This window comes from Microbacterium sp. NPDC055521 (assembly GCF_053619695.1).
Genome location: NZ_JBSHJX010000010.1, coordinates 1 through 24,006 on the forward strand (window position 1 = coordinate 1; position 24,006 = coordinate 24,006).

Annotated in this window: 17 protein-coding genes and 1 tRNA gene; 6 read left to right on the top strand and 12 right to left on the bottom strand. The window is 71.0% G+C overall.

Annotated elements, in window-relative coordinates; genetic code table 11:
* Nucleotides 1-92: 92 nt before the first annotated feature.
* From ACWGSM_RS10440 to ACWGSM_RS10465, 6 genes are all read right to left on the bottom strand, one after another.
* The gene (locus ACWGSM_RS10440; protein WP_452322853.1) at nt 93-896 is read right to left on the bottom strand and encodes a carbon-nitrogen hydrolase family protein; all 804 of its coding nucleotides are present in this window, start codon (nt 894-896) and stop codon (nt 93-95) included.
* Between the two features lie 14 nt (nt 897-910).
* Entirely contained in the window at nt 911-1,096 is a 186-nt protein-coding gene (locus ACWGSM_RS10445) for a hypothetical protein (RefSeq protein ID WP_452322854.1), read from the bottom strand.
* 39 nt (nt 1,097-1,135) lie between these two features.
* Nucleotides 1,136-1,209: transfer RNA gene (locus ACWGSM_RS10450), tRNA-Met, on the bottom strand.
* Nucleotides 1,210-1,273: 64 nt separating this feature from the next.
* Complete coding sequence (locus ACWGSM_RS10455) at nt 1,274-1,477, bottom strand: DUF1918 domain-containing protein (protein ID WP_452322855.1); 204 nt, start codon at nt 1,475-1,477, stop codon at nt 1,274-1,276.
* 121 nt (nt 1,478-1,598) lie between these two features.
* Nucleotides 1,599-4,514: a UPF0182 family membrane protein gene (locus ACWGSM_RS10460; protein ID WP_452322856.1), complete on the bottom strand. Its 2,916-nt coding sequence runs from the start codon at nt 4,512-4,514 to the stop codon at nt 1,599-1,601.
* A gap of 78 nt (nt 4,515-4,592) precedes the next feature.
* Nucleotides 4,593-5,684 carry a YlbL family protein gene (locus tag ACWGSM_RS10465; RefSeq protein ID WP_452322857.1) on the bottom strand — a complete coding sequence of 364 codons (1,092 nt, stop codon included), beginning with the start codon at nt 5,682-5,684 and terminating at the stop codon, nt 4,593-4,595.
* Between the two features lie 119 nt (nt 5,685-5,803).
* Here ACWGSM_RS10465 and ACWGSM_RS10470 point away from each other — a divergent pair, with 119 nt between their 5' ends.
* Nucleotides 5,804-7,186 (top strand): zinc-dependent metalloprotease, encoded by a 1,383-nt coding sequence (locus tag ACWGSM_RS10470; protein ID WP_452322858.1) that lies wholly within the window; start codon nt 5,804-5,806, stop codon nt 7,184-7,186.
* A gap of 830 nt (nt 7,187-8,016) precedes the next feature.
* Here ACWGSM_RS10470 and ACWGSM_RS10475 read toward each other — a convergent pair.
* Together ACWGSM_RS10475 and nudC are read right to left on the bottom strand one after the other, a co-directional pair.
* Nucleotides 8,017-9,741 (bottom strand): ATP-dependent helicase, encoded by a 1,725-nt coding sequence (locus ACWGSM_RS10475; RefSeq protein ID WP_452322859.1) that lies wholly within the window; start codon nt 9,739-9,741, stop codon nt 8,017-8,019.
* Complete coding sequence (gene nudC / locus ACWGSM_RS10480; protein ID WP_452322860.1) at nt 9,738-10,619, bottom strand: NAD(+) diphosphatase; 882 nt, start codon at nt 10,617-10,619, stop codon at nt 9,738-9,740. The genes ACWGSM_RS10475 and nudC overlap by 4 nt, the downstream gene beginning before the upstream one ends.
* Before the next feature lie 104 nt (nt 10,620-10,723).
* On the opposite strand from nudC, the gene ACWGSM_RS10485 reads away from it, so the two are divergent.
* A complete protein-coding gene (locus ACWGSM_RS10485; RefSeq protein ID WP_452322861.1) occupies nt 10,724-12,142 on the top strand; it encodes a phosphotransferase in 1,419 nt (472 codons plus the stop codon).
* Here ACWGSM_RS10485 and ACWGSM_RS10490 read toward each other — a convergent pair.
* Nucleotides 12,088-15,567, bottom strand: a complete 3,480-nt coding sequence (locus ACWGSM_RS10490; RefSeq protein WP_452322862.1) for a UvrD-helicase domain-containing protein — start codon at nt 15,565-15,567, stop codon at nt 12,088-12,090. The two genes, ACWGSM_RS10485 and ACWGSM_RS10490, sit on opposite strands and share 55 nt — an antisense overlap.
* Nucleotides 15,564-18,797 carry an ATP-dependent helicase gene (locus ACWGSM_RS10495; RefSeq protein WP_452322863.1) on the bottom strand — a complete coding sequence of 1,078 codons (3,234 nt, stop codon included), beginning with the start codon at nt 18,795-18,797 and terminating at the stop codon, nt 15,564-15,566. Before ACWGSM_RS10495 ends, ACWGSM_RS10490 begins: the two co-directional genes overlap by 4 nt.
* Nucleotides 18,798-18,946: 149 nt before the next feature.
* Between ACWGSM_RS10495 and ACWGSM_RS10500 the strand changes: the two genes are divergently transcribed.
* Complete coding sequence (locus ACWGSM_RS10500; RefSeq protein ID WP_452322864.1) at nt 18,947-19,171, top strand: DUF3107 domain-containing protein; 225 nt, start codon at nt 18,947-18,949, stop codon at nt 19,169-19,171.
* Between the two features lies 1 nt (nt 19,172).
* Nucleotides 19,173-19,460: a hypothetical protein gene (locus ACWGSM_RS10505; RefSeq protein ID WP_452322865.1), complete on the top strand. Its 288-nt coding sequence runs from the start codon at nt 19,173-19,175 to the stop codon at nt 19,458-19,460.
* 38 nt (nt 19,461-19,498) lie between these two features.
* On the opposite strand, the gene ACWGSM_RS10510 is transcribed toward ACWGSM_RS10505, so the two are convergent.
* Nucleotides 19,499-20,209 carry a ferritin-like fold-containing protein gene (locus ACWGSM_RS10510; RefSeq protein WP_452322866.1) on the bottom strand — a complete coding sequence of 237 codons (711 nt, stop codon included), beginning with the start codon at nt 20,207-20,209 and terminating at the stop codon, nt 19,499-19,501.
* Between the two features lie 162 nt (nt 20,210-20,371).
* Between ACWGSM_RS10510 and ACWGSM_RS10515 the strand changes: the two genes are divergently transcribed.
* Nucleotides 20,372-21,892, top strand: a complete 1,521-nt coding sequence (locus ACWGSM_RS10515) for a DEAD/DEAH box helicase (RefSeq protein ID WP_452322867.1) — start codon at nt 20,372-20,374, stop codon at nt 21,890-21,892.
* 72 nt (nt 21,893-21,964) lie between these two features.
* Here the strand turns inward: ACWGSM_RS10515 and ACWGSM_RS10520 are convergent, their stop codons facing one another.
* Nucleotides 21,965-22,843: a PHP domain-containing protein gene (locus ACWGSM_RS10520; RefSeq protein WP_452322868.1), complete on the bottom strand. Its 879-nt coding sequence runs from the start codon at nt 22,841-22,843 to the stop codon at nt 21,965-21,967.
* Between the two features lie 54 nt (nt 22,844-22,897).
* Between ACWGSM_RS10520 and ACWGSM_RS10525 the strand changes: the two genes are divergently transcribed.
* Nucleotides 22,898-23,920, top strand: coding sequence for an endonuclease/exonuclease/phosphatase family protein (locus ACWGSM_RS10525; RefSeq protein WP_452322869.1), 1,023 nt, complete (start codon nt 22,898-22,900; stop codon nt 23,918-23,920).
* Nucleotides 23,921-24,006: the final 86 nt, after the last annotated feature.

Below are 24,006 nucleotides of genomic sequence, written 5' to 3' on the forward strand. Positions count from 1 at the left end.
GCTCCAGATGTCGGACGCTTCACGCGGATCGGTCCGACATCTGGAGTGTCGGCCCCCGGTTCGTACGCGATCGGGCGCGCGGGGGAGGGCGTTCAGCGGGGTACGACGCGGTAGCGTCGCAGCCGCAGTGACGGGTTCGTCTCGCGGGTGCGGGCGATGAGGCCGGGGTCGAGGGATGCCACGGCCACGCCCTCCCCCGCACTGACGCCGGCGACGACGACGCCCTGCGGATCGATCACCTGCGAGAAGCCGACGCCGATCGGAGCCGGATGGTCGGCCGCGATCACGTACGCGGTGTTCTCGATGGCCCGAGCGGAGAGCAGCGTGTTCCAGTGGTGCTCCTTGAGGGGGCCGCGCACCCACTCGGCTGGGACGATCAGGGCATCCGCCCCGGCGTCCACCAGAGTCCTCGCCACCTCGGGGAAGCGCAGGTCGTAGCAGGTCATCAGCCCGAACCGCAGGCCACAGGCCTCGAACACGGCCGCGTCGCCGAGCTCTCCCGCCTCGATCCAGTCCGACTCCCGCTGCCCGAACGCGTCATACAGATGCTGCTTGCGATACACGGCCTGCACACCGGCATCCGACACCGCGACGAGGGTGTTGTGCACCCGACCGGCGTCGGCGGTCTCGACCATCCCGGCGACGACGACCAGCTCGCGTTCGGCGGCGAGCGCGCGCAGCGTCTCGACGAACGCGCCGTCGAGGCTCTCGGCGTTGGGCGCGAGGGCATCGTCCATCTCGGGTGTGAAGTAGTTCGAGTACTCCGGCAGCACGACGACGTCCGCTCCGCGCTGTGCGGCGGCGGCGACGAGCACGGCGATCCGCTCGCGGTTGCGCTCGGGTGAGGCATCCGGAGCGAACTGGCACACGGCGACGAGAGGAGCGGCTGCGGTCATGCTGCCATCCTCCCTCACTCCCGCGGTGCGCGCGTTCGAGTCTCGGGTTCGGTGAGGACCATGCGCACACCACGACGCTCGCGCGAGAACGCGCTGAGCTCGGCTTCGACGCGGCGCGTGTACGGCAGGAAGAACTGGGCGACCGCGCCGATCATGCCCGGCTGCGCACCGGGCGACAAGAGGCGGACAAGGGCCGACATGCAGAAGGCCCGATCCTTGCGGACCGGGCCTTCTTCTTGTTGCGGGGACAGGATTTGAACCTGCGACCTCCGGGTTATGAGCCCGGCGAGCTACCGAACTGCTCCACCCCGCGGCACATCAGAAAGCCTAACACGGCTTCGGGGAGAGGGCCAATCGAGGGGTGCCCCCCGGGTGTGTCACGGCGCGTCGGGGCCTGACGGTGCGTGCTCGAGCTCGCAATCCGGGCCCGGGAAGATCAGCGACTCACCGCCATCGTCGAAGCGCACCAGGTACGGCGGCCCGCCGTCTTCGCCCCGCGCCTCGAGCACCTCACCGCGACGCTCGGCACTGTCGACGTGCGCGCCGTGGATCACGATCCTCGAACCCGCTGCTGCTCGCATCGCGATCGCCTCCTCGAAGTATCCGGTGCACCCATTGTGCGTGCGGAATCGTCGCGGCGCCAGAGGGCGGGGACGCAGAAGGAGGGCACCCCGCCGGGATGCCCTCCTTCTGCTGTCGGCTCTACTTCTTCGCGGCCTCGTCCTCGAGAGCGAGCAGCTTCTCGATGGCGGCGGTGAGCTTCTTGTCCTCGGCGGCGAAGCGCTCGAGGTCACCGGACTTCAGCGCGGCCTCACGGGCCGACAGCGCGGCACGTGCCTCCTCGAGCGCGGTCAGCGTCTCGCCGGCGGGCGGCGTGCTCCCCTGATCCGGGTCGGCCGGGGCATCCGGATCAGCGGGCGTCTCGGGATCGGTGGGCTCCACGTCGCCGTCACCGCCCGCGGCTCCCGCGTCGCCGCCGAAGAGCACGTCGAGCGCTTCGGTGAGCGTGTCCTCGAAGGCCACCCGGTCGCCGAACGCGACAAGCACCTTGCGCAGGTTCGGCAGCTTGGTCCCCTCGGACGACTGCACGAAGACCGGCTGCACGTACAGCAGTCCGCCGCCCACCGGAAGGGTCAGCAGGTTGCCGTACTTGACGTCCGACTTGCCGAGCGTCAGCACGTTCAGCTTGTTGGCGATCTCGGTGTCGGAGTCGAACGTATTCTGCACCTGACCGGGGCCGGGAACCGTGGTGTTGGTGTCGATCTCCAGCAGGCGCAGCTTGCCGTAGCCGTCGGATTTCTCGCCCTTCTTGTTGCCGGCGTCCGAATCGACGGCGAGGTAGCCCATCAGCACCTCACGACTCTCACCCTGCTGCGCGGCGGGGATGAAGGTCGAGAACATCGAGAAGCGCGGCTCATCCTGGCCCGGCATCTTCATCGACAGGTAGTACGGCGGCTGCAGGCGGTCCTTGGCGCGCGGGTCGTCCGGGGTCTGCCAGCGGTTGTCCTCCTGCGCGAACGAGCGTGCGTCGTCGATGTGGTACACCCCGAGCACGTCGCGCTGCACCTTGAACAGGTCGGTCGGGTAGCGCACGTGGCTCATCAGGTCGCCCGACATCTCGCTGATCGGCTCGACGGTCGACGGGTACACCTTCTGCCAGGCCTTGAGGATCGGGTCCTCGTCGTCCCACGCGTACAGCTTCACCGACCCGTCGTACGCGTCGACCGTCGCCTTGACCGAGTTGCGGATGTAGTTGATGTTGTCGAACGAGACCACGGATGCCGGGGTGCGGGAGTCCGCGATGGCATCGCGCAGGCTCACCGTCTTCGAGTACGGGTAGCTGGCGCTCGTGGTGAAGCCGTCGACGATCCAGACGATGCGACCGTCGACGACGCTCGGGTACGGGTCGTTGTCGAGGGTCAGGTAGGGCGCGACCTTCTCGACGCGCTTCTTCGGGTCGCGGTCGTAGAGGATCTGCGACTCGGGGTTCACCAGGTTCGAGAACAGGATCTGCTCGGACTGGAACTTCATCGCGTACAGCAGCTTCACGAACGTGTTGCCGATGCGCGGGCCGCCGTCGCCGTTGAAAGTCGTCTTCGTGTCGCTGGCGCCGTCCTCACCCCGTGGGTAGTCGATCTCGACCGGATCAGTTCCCTTGGGCGCGCCGACGATCGAGTATTCCGGCGAGGACTCGCCGAAGTACACGCGCGGCTCGAACTTCTCGGTGTCGCTGAGGAAGCCGGAGGTGGGGATGCCCTGCTCAAGGAACACGGGCTCGCCGTCGCTGGTGCGCTGGTTGCCGGCGAGGGCGACGAGGCCATAGCCGTGCGTGTACACCGCGGCGCGGTTGTTCCAGCTGTCGCCGCCGCCGAGCTTGGTCAGATCGAGGTCGCGCACCGAGACGACGGTGTCCTGCGACTTGCCGTCGATCTGGTAGCGATCGACGTCGAGCTCGGGAGCGAACTGGTAGTACGAGCGGTACTGCTGCAGCTGGCGCACCGTCGGGCTGATGATCGACGGGTCCATGATGCGCACGGATGCCGTGGTGTCGGCGTCCTCGCGCAGCTGCCCCGGCTCGGTGTCAGTCGTCGCGGCGAACGGTGTGACCTCCATGTCGGCGACGCCGTACGCCTCCTTGGTGCTCTCGATGCTGCGGTCGTAGAACTCGGCCTGGTAGGCGTTCTCGTTGGGCTTCACCTGGAAGGTGGTCACGACCCACGGGTATCCCATGCCGACGACCAGCGACGCGACCACGAACAGCGCGGTGGCGGCAAGCGGGAACCGCCAGCGGCCGATCACGGCGGTCACGAGGAAGAGCACCGCGACGACCGCGGCGATGATCGACAGGATCGCGAGACCCGGGATGGTCGCGTTGACGCCGGTGTACGCGGCACCCGTGATGCGACCCTCGGGCTGCACGAGCGTGAGGTAGCGGTCGAGCCAGAGGCTCACGGCCTGGACGGCGAGGTAGAGCCCGGCGAGCACGGCCAGCTGGATGCGCGCCGGCTTCGAGATGCGCAGCTCGCGCTGCCCGATGCGCACCGAGCCGTAGAGGTACGACACGAGAGCGGTGATCACGAGGCAGAGCAGCAGCACGGCCGACGCGAAGGCCAGCAGAGCCGAGTAGAAGGGCATCGCGAAGAGGTAGAAGCCGGTGTCGACGCCGAACTGCGGGTCGAGGGCGTCGGTGGTCACGCCGTTCGCCCACAGCCACACGGTCTTCCAGTTGCCCGCGGCCGCGAAGCCGGCGAACACGCCGAAGAACACCGGCATGCCCCACATCGCGAGGCGGCGCAGCGGCTCGATGACCTCCTGATAGCGGTCGAGCTGTGAGCTGAGCCGCACGTAGACGGGCCGCAGCCGGTACGCCAGCTGGATGCAAAGGAAGATCGGCAGCGCCATGCCGAGGAAGCCCACCACGAACATCGTGGCGGTGGCGATCCACTGGGTGGTCAGCACCGACGCGAAGTCGAGCTGGTCGAACCAGAGGAACTCGGTGTAGAGAGAGGAGAACACGAAGAACGCCGCAATGATGGCAGCGATGATCGCCACCGAGATCGCGAGTATCCGTCGTGATGTGCTGGGCGTGGCCGGCTGCGGCGCTGAGGTCGAGGTCACCGTTCCATCCTAGGCAGGCCACCTATGACGCGGCCCCGGATGCGCGTCCTTCGACGAGCTCAGGAACCCATCTGCGGCTCAGCGCTTCGCGGTGCAGACCGGAAGCGCTGACGTGTCGCCGCCCTCGGCGACCACCTCGAGGATGTCGAGCGATTCCTCCAGTGTGCCGGTGCGGAACACCTTCAGGCCGTCGGGGATGTGGCCCACGACCTCGTCGCAGTTGCCCTCCGGCGCGAGGAAGACGGTCGCACCCGCATCCCGCGCCCCGTACAGCTTCTGCCGGATGCCGCCGATCGGCCCGACGGTGCCCGCGGCGTCGATGGTGCCGGTACCGGCGACGTCTGCGCCGCCGTTGAGCTCGCCGGGGGTGAGCGTGTCGATGATCCCGAGGGCGAACATCATGCCGGCGCTGGGACCCCCCACGTTGTCGAGCTGAAGCCGCACGTCGACGGGGAAGTCGTAGTCGGTGGTGAGGGAGATCCCGATCAGCCACACGTCTTTGCCTTCGGCGTCGGTGGACTTCTCGGGCGTGACCGCGACGGTCTTCTCCTTGCCGTCGCGCTCGATCGTGAGGGTGACCTCTGCTCCCTCGGCCTGCTGGATGGCATCCCGCAATCCGGTGGCCGAGTCGATCGCCTCGCCGTCGAGCGCCAGGACCAGATCGTCGGCGTGCAGCTTTCCGTCTGCCGGGCTGTCGGCGACGGCCTCGACGACGCGCACCTTCGCACCGACGTCGTAGTCGAGCTCGGTGAGCGCCGCCGCGGTGGCCTCGTGCTGCGAGTCGACCATCAGAGCGGCGTTCTGCTCGTCGCGCTCGTTCGAGCTCACGCCCTGCGGGAAGACCGTGTCGATCGGCACGACGGCGCGCGTCGGGTCGGTCCATGCCATGGCGAGCTCGAACCAGGTGGGAGTGCGCTCGCGGTTGCCGATCACCTGCACGGTCGTGAGATCGAGCGTGCCGCCGGTGGGGTAGGTCTTGGCGCCGTCGATCTCGATCAGCGGCACCTTGTCGCCGTCCGCGCTGCGAGCGGTGCCGAGGGTGTCGTACACCGGTCCCGGTCGCTGGATGACGTACGGCGTCGGCACGAAGGTGAGCGCGACCAGCGCGACCAGCGAGATGCTCAACGCCACGATGCCGGTGACCGTGCCGTTGCTGCGGCGTGATGACACGGAACCTCCGGGGCGTTCGCGAGCGGCGTACAGCGATCCGGGCGCATCGGGTACGAGCACAGGATCGTGTGACTAGCGTAGAGCGCACACGCTACGGGCATGCTGAGAGGGCTTATCGCATGGCAGATGACGATCGGGATCCTTCCGACTTCGAAGAGATGCTCCGGCGCATGATGTCGGGTGGGCAGGTGGACCCGGAGGCGCTGCGCGACGCCCTGTCGGGAATGGGCGGGATGTCGATCGACCCGGCCCAGATGTCCGGGTTCATGTCGCAGCTGCAGGGCATGTTCGGCGGCGACCCGTGGCAGAGCGCCAGGCAGAGTGCGCTGCACATCGCGAACCGTGACGGTCTCGGCATCGCCGACGGCTCGCGCGCGTCGCTCGCGGATGCCTTCGGGTTGGCGAACCTGTGGCTCGGCGAGGCGACGACGATCTCAGAGCTCGCCTCGGCGCCGCAGGCGATGACCCGCGGGGAGTGGATCGAGAAGACCCTGCCGGTCTGGAAGGAGATCGCCGACCCCGTGTCGACGTCGATCGCGGATGCCCTCACCGGCGCCCTCGAGACGCAGGTTCCGCCCGAGATGCAGAGCATGGTGCAGGGCGCAGGGCAGCTGATGCGGGGCCTGGGTGCGTCGCTGTTCGCCGCCCAGTTCGGGCAGGTGCTCGGTCGGCTCTCGCTCGAGGTCGTCTCGGGCGGCGACGTCGGCATCCCCGTGCTCCCCGCCGGAACAGCCGCCGTGATCCCGCAGAACATCGCCGATTTTGGTGAGGGCCTCGAGATCCCGGAAGACCAGATCGCGCTGTACCTGGCCGTGCGCGAGCTCGCCTACGCCCGGCTGTACCGCCACGCGAAGTGGCTGCACCTGCACGTGCTCTCGCAGATCACCGACTTCGCCCGTGGGGTGACGGTCGACGTCGAGGTGCTCGACGACCTGGCATCCCGGCTCGACCCGACCAACCCCGAAGAGCTGCGCGCGGCGATCGAGGGCGGTGCGCTGCTTCCGGCGCAGACCGACGCGCAGCGCGAGGCGCTCGCCCGCCTCGAGAACCTGATCGCCACGATCGACGGCTGGGTCGACGTGGTCACCGAGGAGGCGACCTCGCGCCTGCCCGACGGCCCGCGGCTGGCCGAGGCGGCCCGCCGGCGCCGTGCGGTGGGCGGCCCCGCCGAAGACGCCCTGGGTGCACTCGTCGGGCTCAAGCTGCGCCCGCGGCGCCTGCGCGAGGCGTCGGCGATGTGGCGGTCGGTCACGGATGCGGTCGGCATCGCCCAGCGAGATGCCCTGTGGGACTACCCCGACATCATGCCGCTCGCCTCGGACATCGACGACCCGTCGGCGCTCATCGCGCGCCTGGAGGCACTGCAGCGCGGGGAGACGCCGGTGGCGGACGAGCTCGACGAGGCGCTCGCACGCCTGCTCGACGGCGAGGACTTCGGAAAGGACTCCCCCGAGGGTGACCGACCCGAGGGTGATCGTCCCGAGGGCGACCGACCGGTCTGACGGCGCGTCTTTCGCGGGAGATCGGGAGCTGCGGGACTGATCCTGCACAGTCGCCGAAGCGCCCGATCCGTCCACAGATCGTCGTTCTCCGCCCCGCAGACGGCTCGCATCGGCGCACAATCAGGGCATGAGCCCGATGACGCCGACGACGTTGACCCGTCTGGACCCGCGTTATCCGCTGCTCTGGCGCGATGAGGACACGGTGCAGTTCGGCCTGGAGGACGTCGTGCGCCTCGACGTCGCAGGCTCCTGGGTCGAGCCGTTGCTGAATCGGCTGCGCGCGGGCATCCGCATCAGCTCCTTCGATGTGATCGCGCACGGCGTCGGCGCACCGCGTCGCGACGCACGGCGGATGCTGGCGGCCCTGCGTCCGCTGCTCGTCGAGGACGCGCTGCCGGCGCCGCCGTTCTGGGCCGACGGCATCAACCTCGCCGACGGGCGGGGGCAGGAACGGCTCCGCCAGTCTCTGATCGACGAGGGACTCGACGAGGCAGACCCCCGCTCCCCCGGTGCGGTGGCCGTGGTCATGGTCGGCGGAGCCGCGGCCGCCCTGCAGCTCGCCTCATACCTGCGCGACGACCTGCCGCACCTTCCGATCGGCTTCGAGCAGGACGCCGCGGTGATCGGACCCCTCGTCGTGCCGGGGCACACACCGTGCCTGTCGTGTCGCGACGCGCACGAGCGCGACCGCGACGAGGCATGGCCGCGCATGCATGCGCAGCTCGTGGGCACGACGACGCAGGTGACCTCGGCGCGCATCGCCCACGCCGCGTCACTCGCGGCACGCATCCTGCGCACCCCGACACCCTCAGCAGGACTGACGGTGCGGGTCAGCCCCGACGGGCGGCACGCCTGGCGGTCGGTGCGACATCACGCAGAATGCCCGTGCCGCGAGCTGTCGTTCCGATCTCCGCCAGGAAGCGCGACGCAGACCTCTCCCCCCGCCCCGCTGACCGCGCCCACGACACCGCCAGGGTTCGCGCGGCTCGCGTGATGCCGACGTAGGCCAGACGGCGCTCCTCGTCGATGTTCTCGAACGTCGTCGCGTAGGAGATCGGCAGAGAGCCCTCCGCCCACCCGGCCAGCAGCACGTGCGGCCATTCCAGGCCCTTCGCCGCGTGCAGGGTCGACAGGGTGACGGTCTGCAGGGTCGGCTCGTGCTGATCCTTCGCCCGCGCCATCAGATCGTCTGCGAAGACGCGCAGCGTCGTGCCGGGCTGTGCCTCCTCGGCCAGACGCAGGATCGCGCGGCGTGCCTCCCACCCGTCCCGCTGCGCACCGCCGGCCTGCGGCGGCTCGTCGGTGAGGCCGAGGCCGCGCAGCACGTCGCGAACGGTCGGCAGGAAACCGGCATCCGTCGGCGCGACCGCGGCCCCCCGCAGCGCGAGCACCGCCTGGCGGACCTCGGGCATGTCGAAGAAGCGCGTGCCGCCCAGAACGCTTGCGGCGACGCCGCGCGCGGCGAGCGCCTGCTGCAGCACGGCCGACTGGGCGTGCGCGCGATAGAGGACGGCGATGTCCGAGGCCGCGGCGCCGCCGGCGATGCGGCGCACGATGTTGTCGGCGATGCCCGCCGCCTCGTCGGTCTCGCTGTCGTAGGCCGTCACGGTGGGCGGCTCCTCGTCGCCCGTGGGCGCGCCCGCCGGTTCCAGGGCCAGCGCACCGGGCCGCCCCTTCATCAGCGCGTTCGCGGCGGTGAGGATCGGCCCCTGCGAGCGGTAGTTCGTCTCGAGCCGCACGACGGTCGCGTCACTGAACCGGCGCTCGAACTCGAGCAGGTAGCGCTGCTGCGCCCCGGCGAACGAGTAGATGGTCTGGCTGGCGTCGCCCACCACGCAGATGTCGCGTCGATCGCCGAGCCACAGCTCGAGCAGACGGTTCTGCAGGGGCGACACGTCCTGGAACTCGTCGACCGTGAAATGCCGGTACTGCTCGTGCACGGCGGCGGCCACCCGGGGCTCGGCCTCGAGCATGCCCGCGCAGGCGAGCAGGACGTCCTCGAAGTCGAGCTGGCGCCGTTCGTCCTTCAGCGCCTCGTAGGCGCCCTGCAGCTCGATCAGCTGCTCGGGGCGGATGCCGCTGATCGGCCGCTCCCGCTCGGCGTACTGCTCGATCGACAGCATCGAGACCTTGCGCCACTCGATCTCGGAGGCGATGTCGCGCAGCGTCGCCGTACTCGGGCGCAGCCGCATCGCGTCGGCCGCCTGCCCGAGCATCCGCACCTTGTTGTCGATGAGCGAGGGCGCGGAATCACCCGCGACGGTGGGCCAGAAGAAGTTCAGCTGCTTGAGGGCCGCCGCGTGGAATGTGCGCGCGGCGACGCCGCCGACGCCGAGGGCGCGCAGGCGCCCGCGCAGCTCTCCGGCGGCCTTCGCGGTGAAGGTCACCGCCATCACGCGCTGGGGCGAGTAGGCACCCGTGTCGACGCCGTGCGCGATGCGGTGCGTGATGACGCGCGTCTTGCCCGTTCCCGCGCCGGCGAGCACGGCGACGGGGCCCCGCAGCACCGAGGCCGCCTCCCGCTGACGGTCGTCGAGGGCGTCCAGGGCGCTCACACCCCCTCACCCCGGTGCCAGTCCTCGATGAGTCGGCGGGCGATCGATGATCGGCTGGGCAGCCCGACGGGGCCGTCGCCGCCGAGCGCGCGTCCGATCTCGTCGCGCGTCAGCCAGCGCACGTCGATGATCTCCTCGCCGTCGGCCGTCGCGCTCTCATCGGCGGCGACGGCGCGGAAGCCGACCATCAGCGAGCGCGGGTACGGCCAGGGCTGCGACGAGACGTAGCGCAGCTCGCGCAGGCGCACCCCCGCCTCCTCAGCGAGTTCACGGTGCACGGTCGACTCCATCGACTCCCCCGCCTCCACGAAGCCGGCGAAGCACGAGTACATGGTGCCGCGCCACGCGGCGTTGGCGCCCAGCAGCAGCCGCTCGCCGTCCGGGCTCTCGACCGCGACGATCACCGCGGGGTCGGTGCGCGGGAAGTGATCCGAGTCGCAGGCTGAGCAATGCCGCGACCAGCCGGCGCTGCGAAGCTCGAGCACCCCTCCGCAGCGGCTGCAGTGCCGCACATCGACCAGCCACGCGGCCACCGCGACCGCGGTCACGAAGATCTCGGCTTCGAAGGGCTCGAGCAGACCGCCGACATCGCGCAGCCCCAACCACGTCTCCTCCGGTGCCGCGTCGATGCTGTCACGCTGTGGCGGGACGGATGCCAGCAGCAGGGCCGCGCCATCGGCATCCCGCCCCAGCAGCGCCCAGTCGGCGTCGCCCACCTCGGCGGCGCCGACCCGCACCACGGCCCCGCCGGAGACCCGGAGGCGACGGTCGCGCACGACGACGACCCGGGTCGCCTCCTCGGCTCGCAGCCGATCGATGACGCCGGGCTCTGGGCGCAGCTCAGCGGCCCTGTCGAGGATGTCGGACCTGGTGCTCATGCGTCCTCCTGCTCTCGTGCGTCGCCTCCCGGAACGCGACGTATGCCGCGGCACTCGCGTGGCGTGGACGCAAACCGCGCGGGGGCAGACCTACGCTGGGGAGCATGGCACGCTCTCCTTTCACTCTAGTGGCGGCGGTCACGGCCGCTGTGCCCGGGGCGGAGGTCACGGGCGCTCGCGCTCTGACCGCGGACGGCGACGGGAGGTTCGACTCGGCCATCGCCACACTCGCCGACGGCAGCGAGCTCGTGATCCGGGTCGCCGCCGATGACGCGGCCGCCATCGAGCTCGCCGAAGAGGCGCTCGCGCTACGCGCCCTGACCGCCGGCGCCAGGGAGATGCTGCCCTTCCGCGTGCCCACCGCGATGGGCGAGACGCGCGTCGGCGAGGCACGTGCGCTGGTCACCGATCTCATGCCCGGCTTCCAGGTCGAGGCCGCCCACCTGCCCGCCGGACGCGGTGCGGCCGTGTCGATCGCTCACGCGATCGCCGCCGTGCACGCCCTGCCGCCATCGGTCGTGCGCGCAGCCGGCCTCAGCGTGCGCGATGCCGCCGCGGTGCGCGCCGAGACCGGCCAGCTGGTCGACCGGGCGTCGGCGACCGGCCGGGTGCCGGCACGTCTCAGCGCGCGCTGGCGGAGTGCGGTCGCCGATGACGACCTGTGGCACTTCGAGAGCGCCGTGACCCTGGGCGGCATCCAGGCACTTTCGTTCCTGTTCGAAGACGACCCGCACGACGGTCCGCAGGTGGTCGCGGTGCTCGGCTGGCGGGGGCTCTCGGTCGGCGACCCTGCCGAAGACCTCGGCTGGCTGTCCGGCGCCCCGGATGCCGCACCGGACGTGCTGGCCACCTACGCCGCCGCGTCGCAGCGTGCGGCCGACGACGCACTGCGGGCGCGAGCCCGCCTGCACGCCGAGCTCGAATTCGCCCGCTGGCTCGTGCACGGCGACGAGCTGCGTCGGCCCGACATCGTCGACGACGCCGCCGCCCTGCTGGAGTCGCTCAGCTCTGGTCTGCGCGGCGATGATCTGCGTGTGGCCTCGACGTACACCGGCGGTGTCGATTCGGCTCTCGACGTGCTCGACCGCGTGCCCGCCACCGCCTCGAGCGACATCGACACGTCGATGCAGACCGACGCGTACCGTCCCGAGGACCTCTGGCACGAGGCCGATCCGGATGAGGGGGGCGATGATCGCGAAGCGACACGGCCCGATTCGCCGGCCGACGAGGAGGAACCCCGCGCGGACGCACCGACCGGCCCCGTCCACGCGTCGTGGGAGGAGCCCACGCAGGATCTCACCGACATCACCGGCGTGCGCGGATCGACGCGCAGCGCCGTCGGCGGCTCCGTGACGACCGCCGACGGCGAGGCGGCGCCGCGGGACGCCGGAGGCGCGGGGGACTCGGATCAGCCGGCATCCGCCGACTCCGAATCCGACGCCGACTCCGAATCTGACTCCGACGAGGCTCAGCGGGCCGCCCGCGCAGCGCTCCAGCGCTGGACGAGGTCCGACTCCGAGTAGATGCGGTCATCGCGGATGACCAAATCGTCCGCGACGTAGAACAGCGCCACGTCGATCTCCTCCAGCGGCACGCCGAACCGCCGGTGGTAGGCGAGCCGGTAGAGCGCCAGCTGCAGCATCCGCTCTTCGCGCTCGCCGGCCGTGCGCGGTGCCCGGCCGGTCTTCCAGTCGACGATCTCGATGCGCCCGCCGCGGTCCTCACGGCGGTAGACGGCATCGAGCTTGCAGATGACGATGTGGCCGCCCCCCTCGGCCGCCCTTTCTGCTTCACCGAACGCGAAGTCGATCTCGATCTCGACGGCGATCGGCTGCAGGGGCGCCCACTCGCTGCGCTCGAACACCGTGCGCAGCTCGGCGAGGGCACGTTCGTCGTCGCTGCCGAGATGGGCCGCGGGTGCCGTGTCTGCACCGTCGTCGAGCTCCCAGAGTGCGCTCTCGGCGGTGGAGCTCGCACCGACCAGTCCTGAGCGGTGCTCGACCCAGGCGTGGAACAGGGTGCCGATGCGGGTCTGCGTGTACGGCCGCTCGGGCATCGGCCGTCCCAGGTCGCGCAGGGTGCCGCGATAGTCGGTGACCCAGTCCTTGAACCGGGATGCCGGAACGCGTGTGGGCACCTCGGCGGGGGCGCCCCGCTGCCGTGCCGCGCGCTCGACGAGCAGCCGTCTCAGCTGCTCGGTGGGCTCGGGCCGCACCGGATCGGCCAGGGCGGCGCGCGCCTCGTGCTCGGCAGCGGCGACGCGGGGGCGGCGGTCGCCCAGGGCATCCATCGGCCACGATCGGGTCATGCCCGGACCGTCGTACGGGTTGTCGTCGGGGTCGACGTCGGTGATCGGATCAAGACCGAGCACGTCGATCGCGTCGAGCAGGTACGGGCTGGCCTGGCGTGGCTTCACCTGACCCGCCCAGTGCGCACCGGAGAGCAGCAGGTCGCTACGGGCACGGGTGAACGCCACATAGGCGAGCCGGCGCTCCTCCTGCTGCTGGTAGTCGCGGTACTCGTTCTTGAACCGGCGCAGCGCCCCGCCGTTCGGGTACGCCTTCGTCACGCCCGCGGCGAGCGCGTCGAGCGCGGCCTTGTGCCGTTTCGCGGGGAGGTCGCCTGCGGCCTCCATCTCGGCCTGCGGGTCCCAGCGGAAGACCGGCAGCGCGTCGCGGTCGCCGCGCAGCGCGAACGGGACCACCCCGAATCCGAACCATCCGGCGGTGTCCTGCGGGCGCCCCGGCAGTTCGCCGTCGACGAGCCGCACGACCGCGACCGCATCCCACTCGAGTCCTTTCGAGCCGTGGATGGTGAGCAGCTGCACCACACCGGGCTCGGGCGGTTCGGGCCGCGGCATGAGCTCGTCGGTGCTCTCGGCCTTGTCGAGCCAGGCCAGCAGGCTTCCGATCGTGCCGCGGTCGTCGGCGCTGAGGAACGCGCGCACCTCGTCGGCGAAGGCGCGCAGCTGCGTGGCGGCGATCCGAGCGGGGCCGCGCGATTCGTTCGCAGCGAGTTCGATGTCGAGTCGCAGCTCGAGCTCGATCAGGCGGATGAGCTCCGGGATGGGCAGGCCCGCCGACCGTCTCAGCCGTTCGAGGATCTCTCCCGCCGCGCGCATCCGTCGACGTCCCTCGGGGCTGATCGCCGAGATCAGACGGTAGTCGTCGGGAGCGGCGCGCAGGAAGTCGACGGCGTCGACGATCGACACGGCCTCGTCGGCTCCGCGAGACGCGCGCAGCCGCTGCCGCACCTCGTCGGAGAGCGGAGACAGATCGGCATCGCGTCCGGCGAGCGCGGTCGCGAGGTCGTAGAGCGCCGCCATGTCGGCGACGCCGATCGCGAACCGGGGTCCGACGAGCAGGCGGATCAGAGCCGAGCCCGCCGTCGGGTCGTGGATCACCCGCAGCATCGATACGACGTCGACCACCTCCGGGGTCGACAGCAGCCCGCCGAGTCCGAGGATGCGGTGGGGGATGCCCTCGCGAGCCAGCGCGGCGGCGAAAGTCTGCATGTGGCGCTTCGAGCGGAACAGGATCGCGCCGGTGTGCGCGCGACCCGGGTCGGACCGCTCGTGCTCGCGCCGCCGGGCTGCGAACCATTCGGCGACCTGCGCGGCCTCATCGTCGACGGTGTGCGGGAAGAGCACCTCGACGCGGCCGTGACCGGCGCCGGGGCGCGGCGCGAGAGCCGGCACGTCGAGGCCCGCCCGCGCCAGGGGCTCGAGCACGCGGTTGGCGACGTCGAGGATTCGTGTGTCATTGCGCCAGCTCGTCATCAGGCTGTACGTCGTAGCGGGCTCGTCGTGGGCGAACGCACGGCTGAACGCGTACAGGTTGTCGGCGCTCGCACCGCGCCAGCCGTAGATCGACTGGTGCGGGTCGCCGACCGCCATCACCGCGCTGTCACGGAACAGAGCGGCGAGGAACCGGGTCTGGATGACCGAGGTGTCCTGGTACTCATCGAGCAGCACGACGCGATGCTGTTCGCGCAGGTCGGCGCGCACGTCCGGCGCGCTCTCGACGATGTCGAAGGCCCCGCCGACCTGGTCGGCGAAGTCGAGCACCCCGCGGCGCTGCTTCTCAGCCATGTAGTCGCGCACGAGGCGGGCGAGCACCGGGATGCTGCGCAGATTCAGTGCCGCGGTGTCGACGTCGCGACTCGTGCGGTACGGCTCGAACGCGGCCGCCTGCTCGGCGGCGATGCGCTCGACGGCATCGAGGTCGGCACGGTGGTCGAGCACCTCGGCGGCGAGCTTCTGCACGGCGTCGATGACGCCGCCGAGCGACCGGTCGATCTCTTCGAGGTCGGGGATGTCGGCGCGCAGCACGACGGCGCGGGCGATCAGCCACGACGCCGATTGGCTGAGCATGGCAGCTTCGGGGTCGCGTCCGATGCGCGCCGCGTGCTCGCGCACGATGCTGTCGGCGAACGCGTTGTAGGTCGACACCCGCGGGCGGATGAGGAGATCCTCCGCCGAGCGCGGCGTGCGGGGGTCCCAGCCCGTGCCGTACTGCTCGGCGAGCTCGTCGAGCACCTGCACCCGCACCGCGTCGCGCTGCGGGCCGGCGACGGCGACGTGCACCCGCCGCAGCGCGCCGTCGGCGACGATCTCGGCGAGGTGCGGCAGAAGCCCGCGCCGGGCGAAGTGATCGATCATCTCGAGCCGGATGCCGATGCGCTCAGCCAGTTCACCCGCGGCCTTGCGTGTGAAGGTCAGACCGAGCACCTCGTCGGGGCGCACCCTGCCGTTCGCGACGAGCCAGACCACGCGACCGGACATCGTCTCGGTCTTGCCGCTGCCGGCCCCTGCGACGACGAGCGCCGGGGTGGGCGGGGCTTCGATAACCCGCTGCTGAGCGTCGGTGGGCACGGGGAGGCCGAGCGCCAGCGCGATGGTCTCGGCGGAGATCGTGGCCGTGCCGGCCAGGGTGCCGCCCGCGGTCATGAGCTCACCGCCGGGACGGTGTGGATGTGGCAGGGCGAGACCCGCACCTGGGTGTCTGCGCAGTGCGCCTCGACCTGCGCGGTGAAGCTGCTGGCGGCCATTCCACGACCCGCGGCGGTGACCCGCTGCAGGAACGCCGTGCGCGCCTCGTCGCCGAGCGTGTGCTGATGCGCAACGCGGTACTGCGCCTTGCCGACGGTCTTCGAGACGATGACCAGCCGGGCACCGGCGAGCGAGTCCGCGGGTGCCCCCTCGAGCAGACCCTCCTGCACCGCGATCTGGTACGCGGCGAGCTGCGCGTGCTCGCGCACGTTCGCCTCGGTGTCGGGTTCGTACTTGCCGGTCTTCAGATCCACCACGACGACCCGCTCGCCCTCTCCGCTCATCCGCTCCCACTTCTGGCCTCGGGCGGCATCGTGCTCGCCCGCCCCGGCGGGGTACACCTCGACGCGGTCGATGACGCCGCTGACCAGCGCCCGCGGGGATGCGGCGTTCGCCCCCGTGCCCGTCTCGTCGCCGTGTGCGCTCACCGCATCGCCGCCGTCATCCGCGAGCACGGCCCCGCTGTCGAGATCGACGGTGAACCGGAACGCCGCCTCCGCACCCACCACCCGGCCGCCGTCTCGCGACACCTCTGCCAGATACGCACGCAGCCGCTCGAGGTACAGGTCGGCGCGACGGCGCTCCTTCCGGCCGATCCACGCGGTCTCGAAGTCCAGCTCAGGCCAGTGCTCGTCGATGATGGCACGCATGGCGTCGGGGTCGCCGTCGGGCACCCTCTCCATCACCTCGTGCACGATCGTGCCGATGCCCGCCGAGGGCGGCATGACGCTGTCGCCGCCGAGCGAGGACACGACCCAGTTCAGCCCGCACTCCTCGAAGGCCTCGAGCCGGGAGGGTGACACCCGCACGGGAGCGGCCTGCAGATCCCGCAGCGGTGTCGTGCTGGATCTCTCGGTGACCCCGTACCAGTCGTCGACGTGCGCGCCCGGCACGCCCTCGTCGGCGAGGATCCGCAGCTGTCCTGCCGCGAACGCGCGCTCCGCGGGGTCGGTCGAGGTCGTCAGCGCGCGCCGATGGCGGGCGACGAGCCCGCGCAGCGTCAGCGGGTGCGCGAAGCGCACCTCGTCCTCCTCGTACGGCGGCGGCGCCGGCAGGAACGAGAAGAACGGGCTCGGCGTCATGTCGTCGTCATCGACCGCCGAGACGACGAGCCGCGTGCGCGCCCGCGAGATCGCGCGCACGAAGAGGCGCAGCTCGTCGTGCAGCGCGGCCCGGCGCCGATCGAGCACGCCGGGCACCGTCTCGGGCTCGCCGGCGCGGGCGGCCGAGATCGCCTCGCCCAGCCGCCACGTCTCGAGCATGCCGCCGCGCAGGCGGACGTTCGGCCAGATGCCGTCCTGCACCCCCGCGACGACGACCGCCTCGAACTCGGTGCCGAGGGCGGTCGCCGGTGTCAGCAGCGTTACGAGCCCCGGCCGGTCGGGTGTCGACAAGGTGTCTTCGGGCACCTCGCTGTCGAGGATGTCGCGGATGAACAGCGCCGGCTTCTCGTTCGGCGTGCGCTCGACGAAGCGCTTCGCGGCGTCGAAGAGCGCGACCAGGCTGTCGAGCGAGCGCGAGATCTCGGCGCCGCCGGGCTGGTCCGCCGCCACGCGCCAGGCGGATTGCAGCGAGCCGCCGCCGATCGAGCGCGCGCGATCCCACACGGTCCACAGCAGCTCATGGATGGTGCGTCCCGCGGCCCCTTCGTCGTGCAGCATCCGCAGGGTATCGGCGAACCGCTGGGCGACCCTCGCCTCGGGCGCGTCCACCCGGTCGAAGAGGTGCGGGAACTGCATCGCCTCTCTGAGCAGTTCGCGTGCCGGTGTCGACCCGCCCTGCTCGAGTTCGACGTGCCGCAGCCGCGCGCGCAGCCGGCGCAGGCCGACCGCGTCGAGACCACCGAACGGCGAGGTGAGGGTCTCGGCGAGAAGCTCGGAGGGACGTTCGTCGGGTGGCGTCAGTCCGAGCCGCACGATCTCGACGATCTCGCGCACGATGCCCTCGCTGCCCAGCGGACGCGGCACGCCGGCCGCTCTGGTCGGCACCTCGCGGGCAGCCAGCTCCGCTTCGAGCATGACGATCTGGCGGGTGTCGTGCGCGATGACGGCGAGGTTGCTCCACGGGATCCCGTCGCTGAGGTGCCAGTCGCGCAGCACGCCCGCGATGCGGTCGACCTCCTCGTGCGGCGACGGCGCGATGAGGGTGCGCACCCCCGCGCCGTCACTCGCCTCGGGCGCCCGCCGGTGGTCGACGCGGCCGGCGACGCCGATGGCCTGCGTGACGGTGCGGGTCAGCGCGGTCAGCGCGGAACTCTGGCGGTGCGCGGCGTCGAGGACGCGCACGTCGCCCAGCACCCGCGCGAGCTCGGCGAACAGCTGCGGGCTGGCACCGCGGAAGGCACCCGACGAGATGTCGGGGTCGCCGAACGCGAGCACCGCGACGCCGCGCGCGCGCAGCGCCCGCACCAGCCGCACTCCCCCGCGGGTGAGCTCCTGGGCGTCGTCGATCAGCACGACGCGCAGCCGGGCCAGCGGGCCGAGTGCCACGGGCTGCGCCGTGTGCAGGATCGCGGTGGCCTCGGCGAGCAGCTCGGGCACATCGCGATGCGCGACGCGCATGCCGCCCATCACATCGCGGTATTCGGAGAGGAAGTCGTCGGCGGCGCGCCAGACCTCGCGATCGGAGCCGGCGAGCTCGCCGGGCCGGATGCCGAGCTCGGTGCACTCGGCGAGGAAGGCACGCAGCTCGGAGCGGAACCCCTTCGACGCCCGCACCGCCGGGCTCAGCGAGTCGGGCCAGCGACGTGTCCCGTCCTCTGCGTCGCCGGCGAGCAGATCGGCGAGGATGCGGTCCTGGTCGGCGCCGGTGAGCAGGGCGGGCGGCTCGTGCCCGGCGTGCACCATCGCTCCGCGCACGAGCTGGAAGGCGAACGACCCGAGCGAGCGCGCGAGCGGACCCGGCGTCGCCTGGTCGACGAGCACGCCGATCCTGTCGCGCAGTGCCGTGGCCGCCTGGCGGCTGGGTGTGAGCACGAGCATTTCGTCGGCGGTCACACCGGTGGCGAGCAGATGCACGACCCGGTCGATCAGCGTGGTCGTCTTGCCCGTGCCCGGCGCCCCGATGATGACGCCGGATGCGGCGGCGTCGCCGTTCACGACGGCGAGCTGCGCGGCATCCGGGATCATGCCTCCACGGTATAGCGGCCCGCCGACACCGGGCGGCGAGGCCGGGTACGGTGCGCCTGTGCGCCCACGGCGAAATCGCGGCCGCCCGCCCGCCGGCCGTCGGGCCAGCCGGTAGAGTTGCCGGTGTTCGCCCAACCTGAGGAGATCGCGTGGAAATCCGCATCGGCATCATCAACACCGGTCGTGAGCTGAGCTTCGACACCTCCAGCACCGCTGACGAGGTGCGCGCTCAGGTGGTCGCCGCTCTCGAGCAGAACGCCAGCCACATCAGCCTCACCGATGCCAAGGGCAGCTCATACATCGTGCCGACAGCGAACCTCGCCTACATCGAACTGGGCACCGAGGAGTCCCGCCGCGTCGGCTTCTTCGCCTGACATGTACATCCTGCTCGCCCTGATCGCGGCGTGCTCGCTGGGTGTCGCCCTGCACTTCCTCCTGCCGCAGCGGCAGCTGCGCGGCGTGGCCGTCACCCCGGCCATCGCGACCGCCACGACCGCCACGGTCTACACGATCATGCAGTGGGCGGGTATCGTCGCGGGCGACGTGTGGCTCTGGGTCGTGAGCATCGGCGCCGGACTCGCGCTGGCCACGGCATCCACTCTCGTCCTCACTGCGCAGCGCACCCGCCGCGATGCGCTCGAGAAGCAGGCGCTCGGCATCTGACGCGAGTCGCCGCCGGATGCCCGGGCGGGGTCGGGATGCTACGAGGCGAGCCCCATGGCATCCATCCGCCTGGCGTGCGCGCCCATCAGCTCGGTGTACACCGGCTCGATGCGCAGATCGTCCGCCACGAGACGGCCGGGGCGCAGCGCGTCACGGCACACCAGCAGCGTGTCGCCGACGAGACGGCGTCCCCACATGGACAGCAGCGAGCGCCACTCGTCGTCGCTCTCGATCGTCTGCTGGATGATCGAGACGATCTCCCCGCCGCGGTCGTCCTGCCGGAGGATGGCGGCGACCCGCGCCCCGGTGTCGCCGTAGCTGCCGGCCAGCGCCAGATAGAAGTCGTCGAGCATCCCGGCCGTGAGGTATACCGCGAGCAGCGTCTCCTCCTGCCGCTCGCCGATGGTCTTGCGACGGAACTCGTCGAGGTTCTCGCGGAACGGCAGCATGATCTGCGTCGGGTCGTCACCGCGCTCGGCGATCACCTGCACGATCCCGCGGTGCTTGTCGAGAGCGGCACCGGCGGCGCGCGACAGCGCCTCCTTGCGGGCCAGCTCCTGAGTGCCCCGGATGCCGCGGCTGAGCGTCTCGAAGTACCCGAGCTGCAGATAGGCGGCCTGCCCGAGGAAGCGGTTCAGCTCGGGGGCGAGCTCGGCGAAGTCGACCCGTGTGGTGCCGCTCGTGTCGCCGCGGCCGCGCAGCTTCAGCGTCCGCCGCTGGGGCGTGCGCTTCCAGAACCAGTTGACCACCCGCCCAGACTACTGGGCGAACGGCCGTCCTCCGGTAGGCTTGTCCCGTCCTGCCATCGGAGCAGGGCCCCGCGCCTGTGGCTGCACTGAGACGGCGTGGATCCGTTACGAGGCGCCCGCGTGGCACACTCCGCGCTCGCGCCGGACAGGCAAGAGAACACTGTGACTTCATTCGCTGATCTGGGAATCGATCAGGACATCATCGACGCGCTCGCCGCGAAGGGCATCGTCGACGCTTTCCCCATCCAGGAGCAGACCATCCCCCTGGGCCTGCCCGGGCAGGACATCATCGGCCAGGCCAAGACCGGCACCGGCAAGACCTTCGGCTTCGGCATCCCCGTGGTGCAGCGCCTGGGCAAGGATCCCGAGCACGGCGTCAAGGCGCTCATCGTGGTGCCGACCCGCGAGCTGGCGGTGCAAGTCTACGAGGACATGGACCTGCTCACGTCGAACCGCTCCACCAGTGTGGTCGCGATCTACGGTGGCAAGGCCTACGAGGGCCAGATCGACCAGCTCAAGGCCGGCGCGCAGATCGTCGTCGGCACCCCCGGGCGTCTCATCGACCTGGCCAACCAGCGCCTGCTCGACCTGTCGAACGCGACCGAGGTCGTGCTCGACGAGGCTGACAAGATGCTCGACCTCGGCTTCCTCGCCGACATCGAGAAGATCTTCTCGAAGGTGCCGGCCGTGCGTCACACCCAGCTGTTCTCGGCGACCATGCCCGGCCCGATCGTCGCGCTGGCGCGTCGGTTCATGACGAACCCGATCCACATCCGCGCCACCGATCCGGATGAGGGTCTGACGCAGGCGAACATCAAGCACATCGTCTACCGGGCGCACTCGCTCGACAAGGACGAGATCATCGCCCGCATCCTGCAGGCCGAAGGCCGCGGCAAGACGATCATCTTCACCCGCACCAAGCGCGCCGCGCAGAAGCTCGTCGACGAACTGAGCGACCGCGGCTTCAACGTCGGCGGCGTGCACGGCGACATGGGCCAGGAGCAGCGGGAGCGCTCGATGGCGGCGTTCAAGGCCGGCAAGCGCGACGTGCTGGTCGCCACCGACGTCGCAGCCCGCGGCATCGACGTCGACGACGTCACGCACGTCATCAACCACACGATCCCCGACGAGGACAAGACGTACCTGCACCGCGCCGGCCGCACCGGCCGCGCGGGCAAGACGGGTATCGCCGTCACGTTCGTCGACTGGGACGACCTGCACAAGTGGGCGCTGATCAACCGCGCTCTGGAGTTCGGCCAGCCGGAGCCCGTCGAGACGTACTCGTCGAGCCCGCACCTCTACACCGACCTTGACATCCCCGAGGGCACCAAGGGCCGTCTGGTCACGGCTCCGAAAGCCGAGAAGCCGGCGTCGGAGCGTCGTCAGCGTCAGCCGCAGAAGGCCGCGGAGGCCGCCGCGGAGGGGACCGATGACGGCACCACCAAGCGCCGCCGGCGCCGCCGCCGCGGCTCGGGCGGCGACCAGGTCGGCTCGACCTTCGCCGAGGGCGCCGAGGGCGCCGAGCCGCAGGCATCCGGATCCCCTTCCTCCCCCGAACGCGAGGCCGACGGTGCGGGCACGCACGACGGCGACGCGACCAGCGAGCACCGCGACGGCAAGCCCGCTCCGCAGCGCCGTCGGCGCCGTCGCCGCTCGGGCGGTGCGGCACCGGCCGGCGCCTGACACACGCTCTGCACATCGAGGCCCCTCCTGCTCGCCAGGAGGGGCCTCGATCATGTGCGGCGCGGGTGCCCGCTACGGGTAGATCGGCTCGCTCCCGCTCGCGCGAGCGATGATGCGGGCGACCATCTCGTCGGAAGTGGTGTTCTCGCCCGGACGGTTCGGCTTGCCGGCCATGCCGTGGTAGTCGCTGGAGCCGGTGACGATGAGGTCGTGCTCGGCCGCGAGCCGGCGCAGCTCCCTCTTGCCCGGCTCGGTGTTCTCACGGTGGTCGATCTCGAAACCGGCCAGTCCCTCGGCGATCAGCCGCTTGAGGAACGGCACGGGCAGCATCCGATCCCTGCCCTCCGTGACCGGATGCGCGATGACCGACACTCCGCCCGCCGCGGTGATCAAACGCACTGCGGTGAGCGGATCGGGCGCGTAGTGCGGCTCGTAGTAGCCGCTGCGCGGGTGCAGGATCCCTTCGAACGCCTCGGTGCGATCGACGACGAGGCCGCGGGCGATGAGCGCGTCCGCGATGTGCGGTCGGCCGACCGTGGCATCCGCCGTCGTCTGCTCGAGCACGTCGTCCCAGCGCAGGTCGTAGTCGCGGGCGATGCTGCGGACGATCCGCTCGGCGCGGCCCACCCGATCGGCGCGGATCCGCTCGGCCTCCTCGGCGAGCGCAGGGTCGGTCGGATCGAAGAGGTAGCCGAGCACATGCACGCTGCGCCAGTCGTGCCGTGCCGAGAACTCCATGCCAGGAAGGAACGTCATCCCCCGCTCGGACGCCGCCTCGGCCGCCTCGGCCCAGCCTGTGGTGCGGTCGTGGTCGGTGAGCGCGAGCGTCCGGATGCCGTGCGCGTGCGCCTGGCGCACCACCTCGGTCGGCGACTCGGTGCCGTCGGAATGGTTGGAGTGCAGGTGCAGATCACTCGGCCCCGAGAAGCGGAAGGGGGCGCCTGAGGTCATGATCCGAGCGTACCGCCAGGGCCGTCACAGCCGGCTCCCCTAGGCTTTCGGGCGATGCTACGTCTGATCGGGATCCTTCTTTCGGCGCTGTTCGCCATGGCGACGGCGGTGCTCGTCTGGCCGCAGTTCTTCCGGCTCGAGCTGACCTTCCCCATCACTCAGATCATCGCCTCCCGGGCGGCCCTCGTCGGCGTCTTCCTGCTCGTCGCGCTGGTCGCCGCGCTGCTTCTCTTCGCGAGGCCGCTGCGGGGCTTCGCGGCGTCGATCCTGATCATCGCGCTGCTCGGCGCAGGGGCCAACGGCGTGGTGGGGGCGATGCGCGGCTTCGGGTCGGACGCGCTGCCGCAGAAGACGGACGAGTCGGTGCGGGTGCTGTCGTGGAACACCGCGGGCGCCGCCGTGTCGGCGGACACGATCGCGGGAGTCATCGCCGACCAGCAGATCGATGTCGTCTCACTGCCCGAGACGTCGGAGGAGGTCGGCGAGCAGATCGCCATCATGATGCGCGACGCCGGCCGCCCGATGTGGGTGCATCACGTCAACATCCACCCCGACGTGCCCGACGGGCCGCAGGCCTGGCAGACGACGATCCTGATCTCGGCCGACCTCGGCGAGTACTCGGTGATCGACTCGTCGCGCGACGGGTCGAGCAACACCGGCTCGGTGCCGAGCGCAGTGGCGATGCCCGTCGACGGCACGGGCCCCACCATCGTCGCCGTGCACGCGGTGGCACCCCGCCAGAACGCCATGCCGCAGTGGCGGTCGGATCTCGAGTGGATCGCCGACCAGTGCCCCGAGGGCGAGTTCATCCTCGCCGGGGACTTCAACGCGACGCTCGACCACATGGCGTCGTTCGGCGTCGACGGCGGCACCATGGGGCGCTGCGTGGACGCCGCCGCGAGCACCGGCAACGGCATGGTCGCCACATGGCCGGCCCAGCTCCCGCGTCTGGCCGGCGCGCCGATCGACCACATCATGTCGAGCCCGGAATGGAAAGCGAGCGGCACTCTCGTGCTCGAGGATTCGGGTGGCAGCGACCACCGGGCGCTGGTCGCCCAGCTGGAGCCTGCCCGCTGAGCGAGTCTGAGAGTCGTCTTGGCGAGATCATTGAATCTGCCGTGAGCGGACGCTAGAAAGGTCGGGAGGTCCCCACCCCTCCCGGC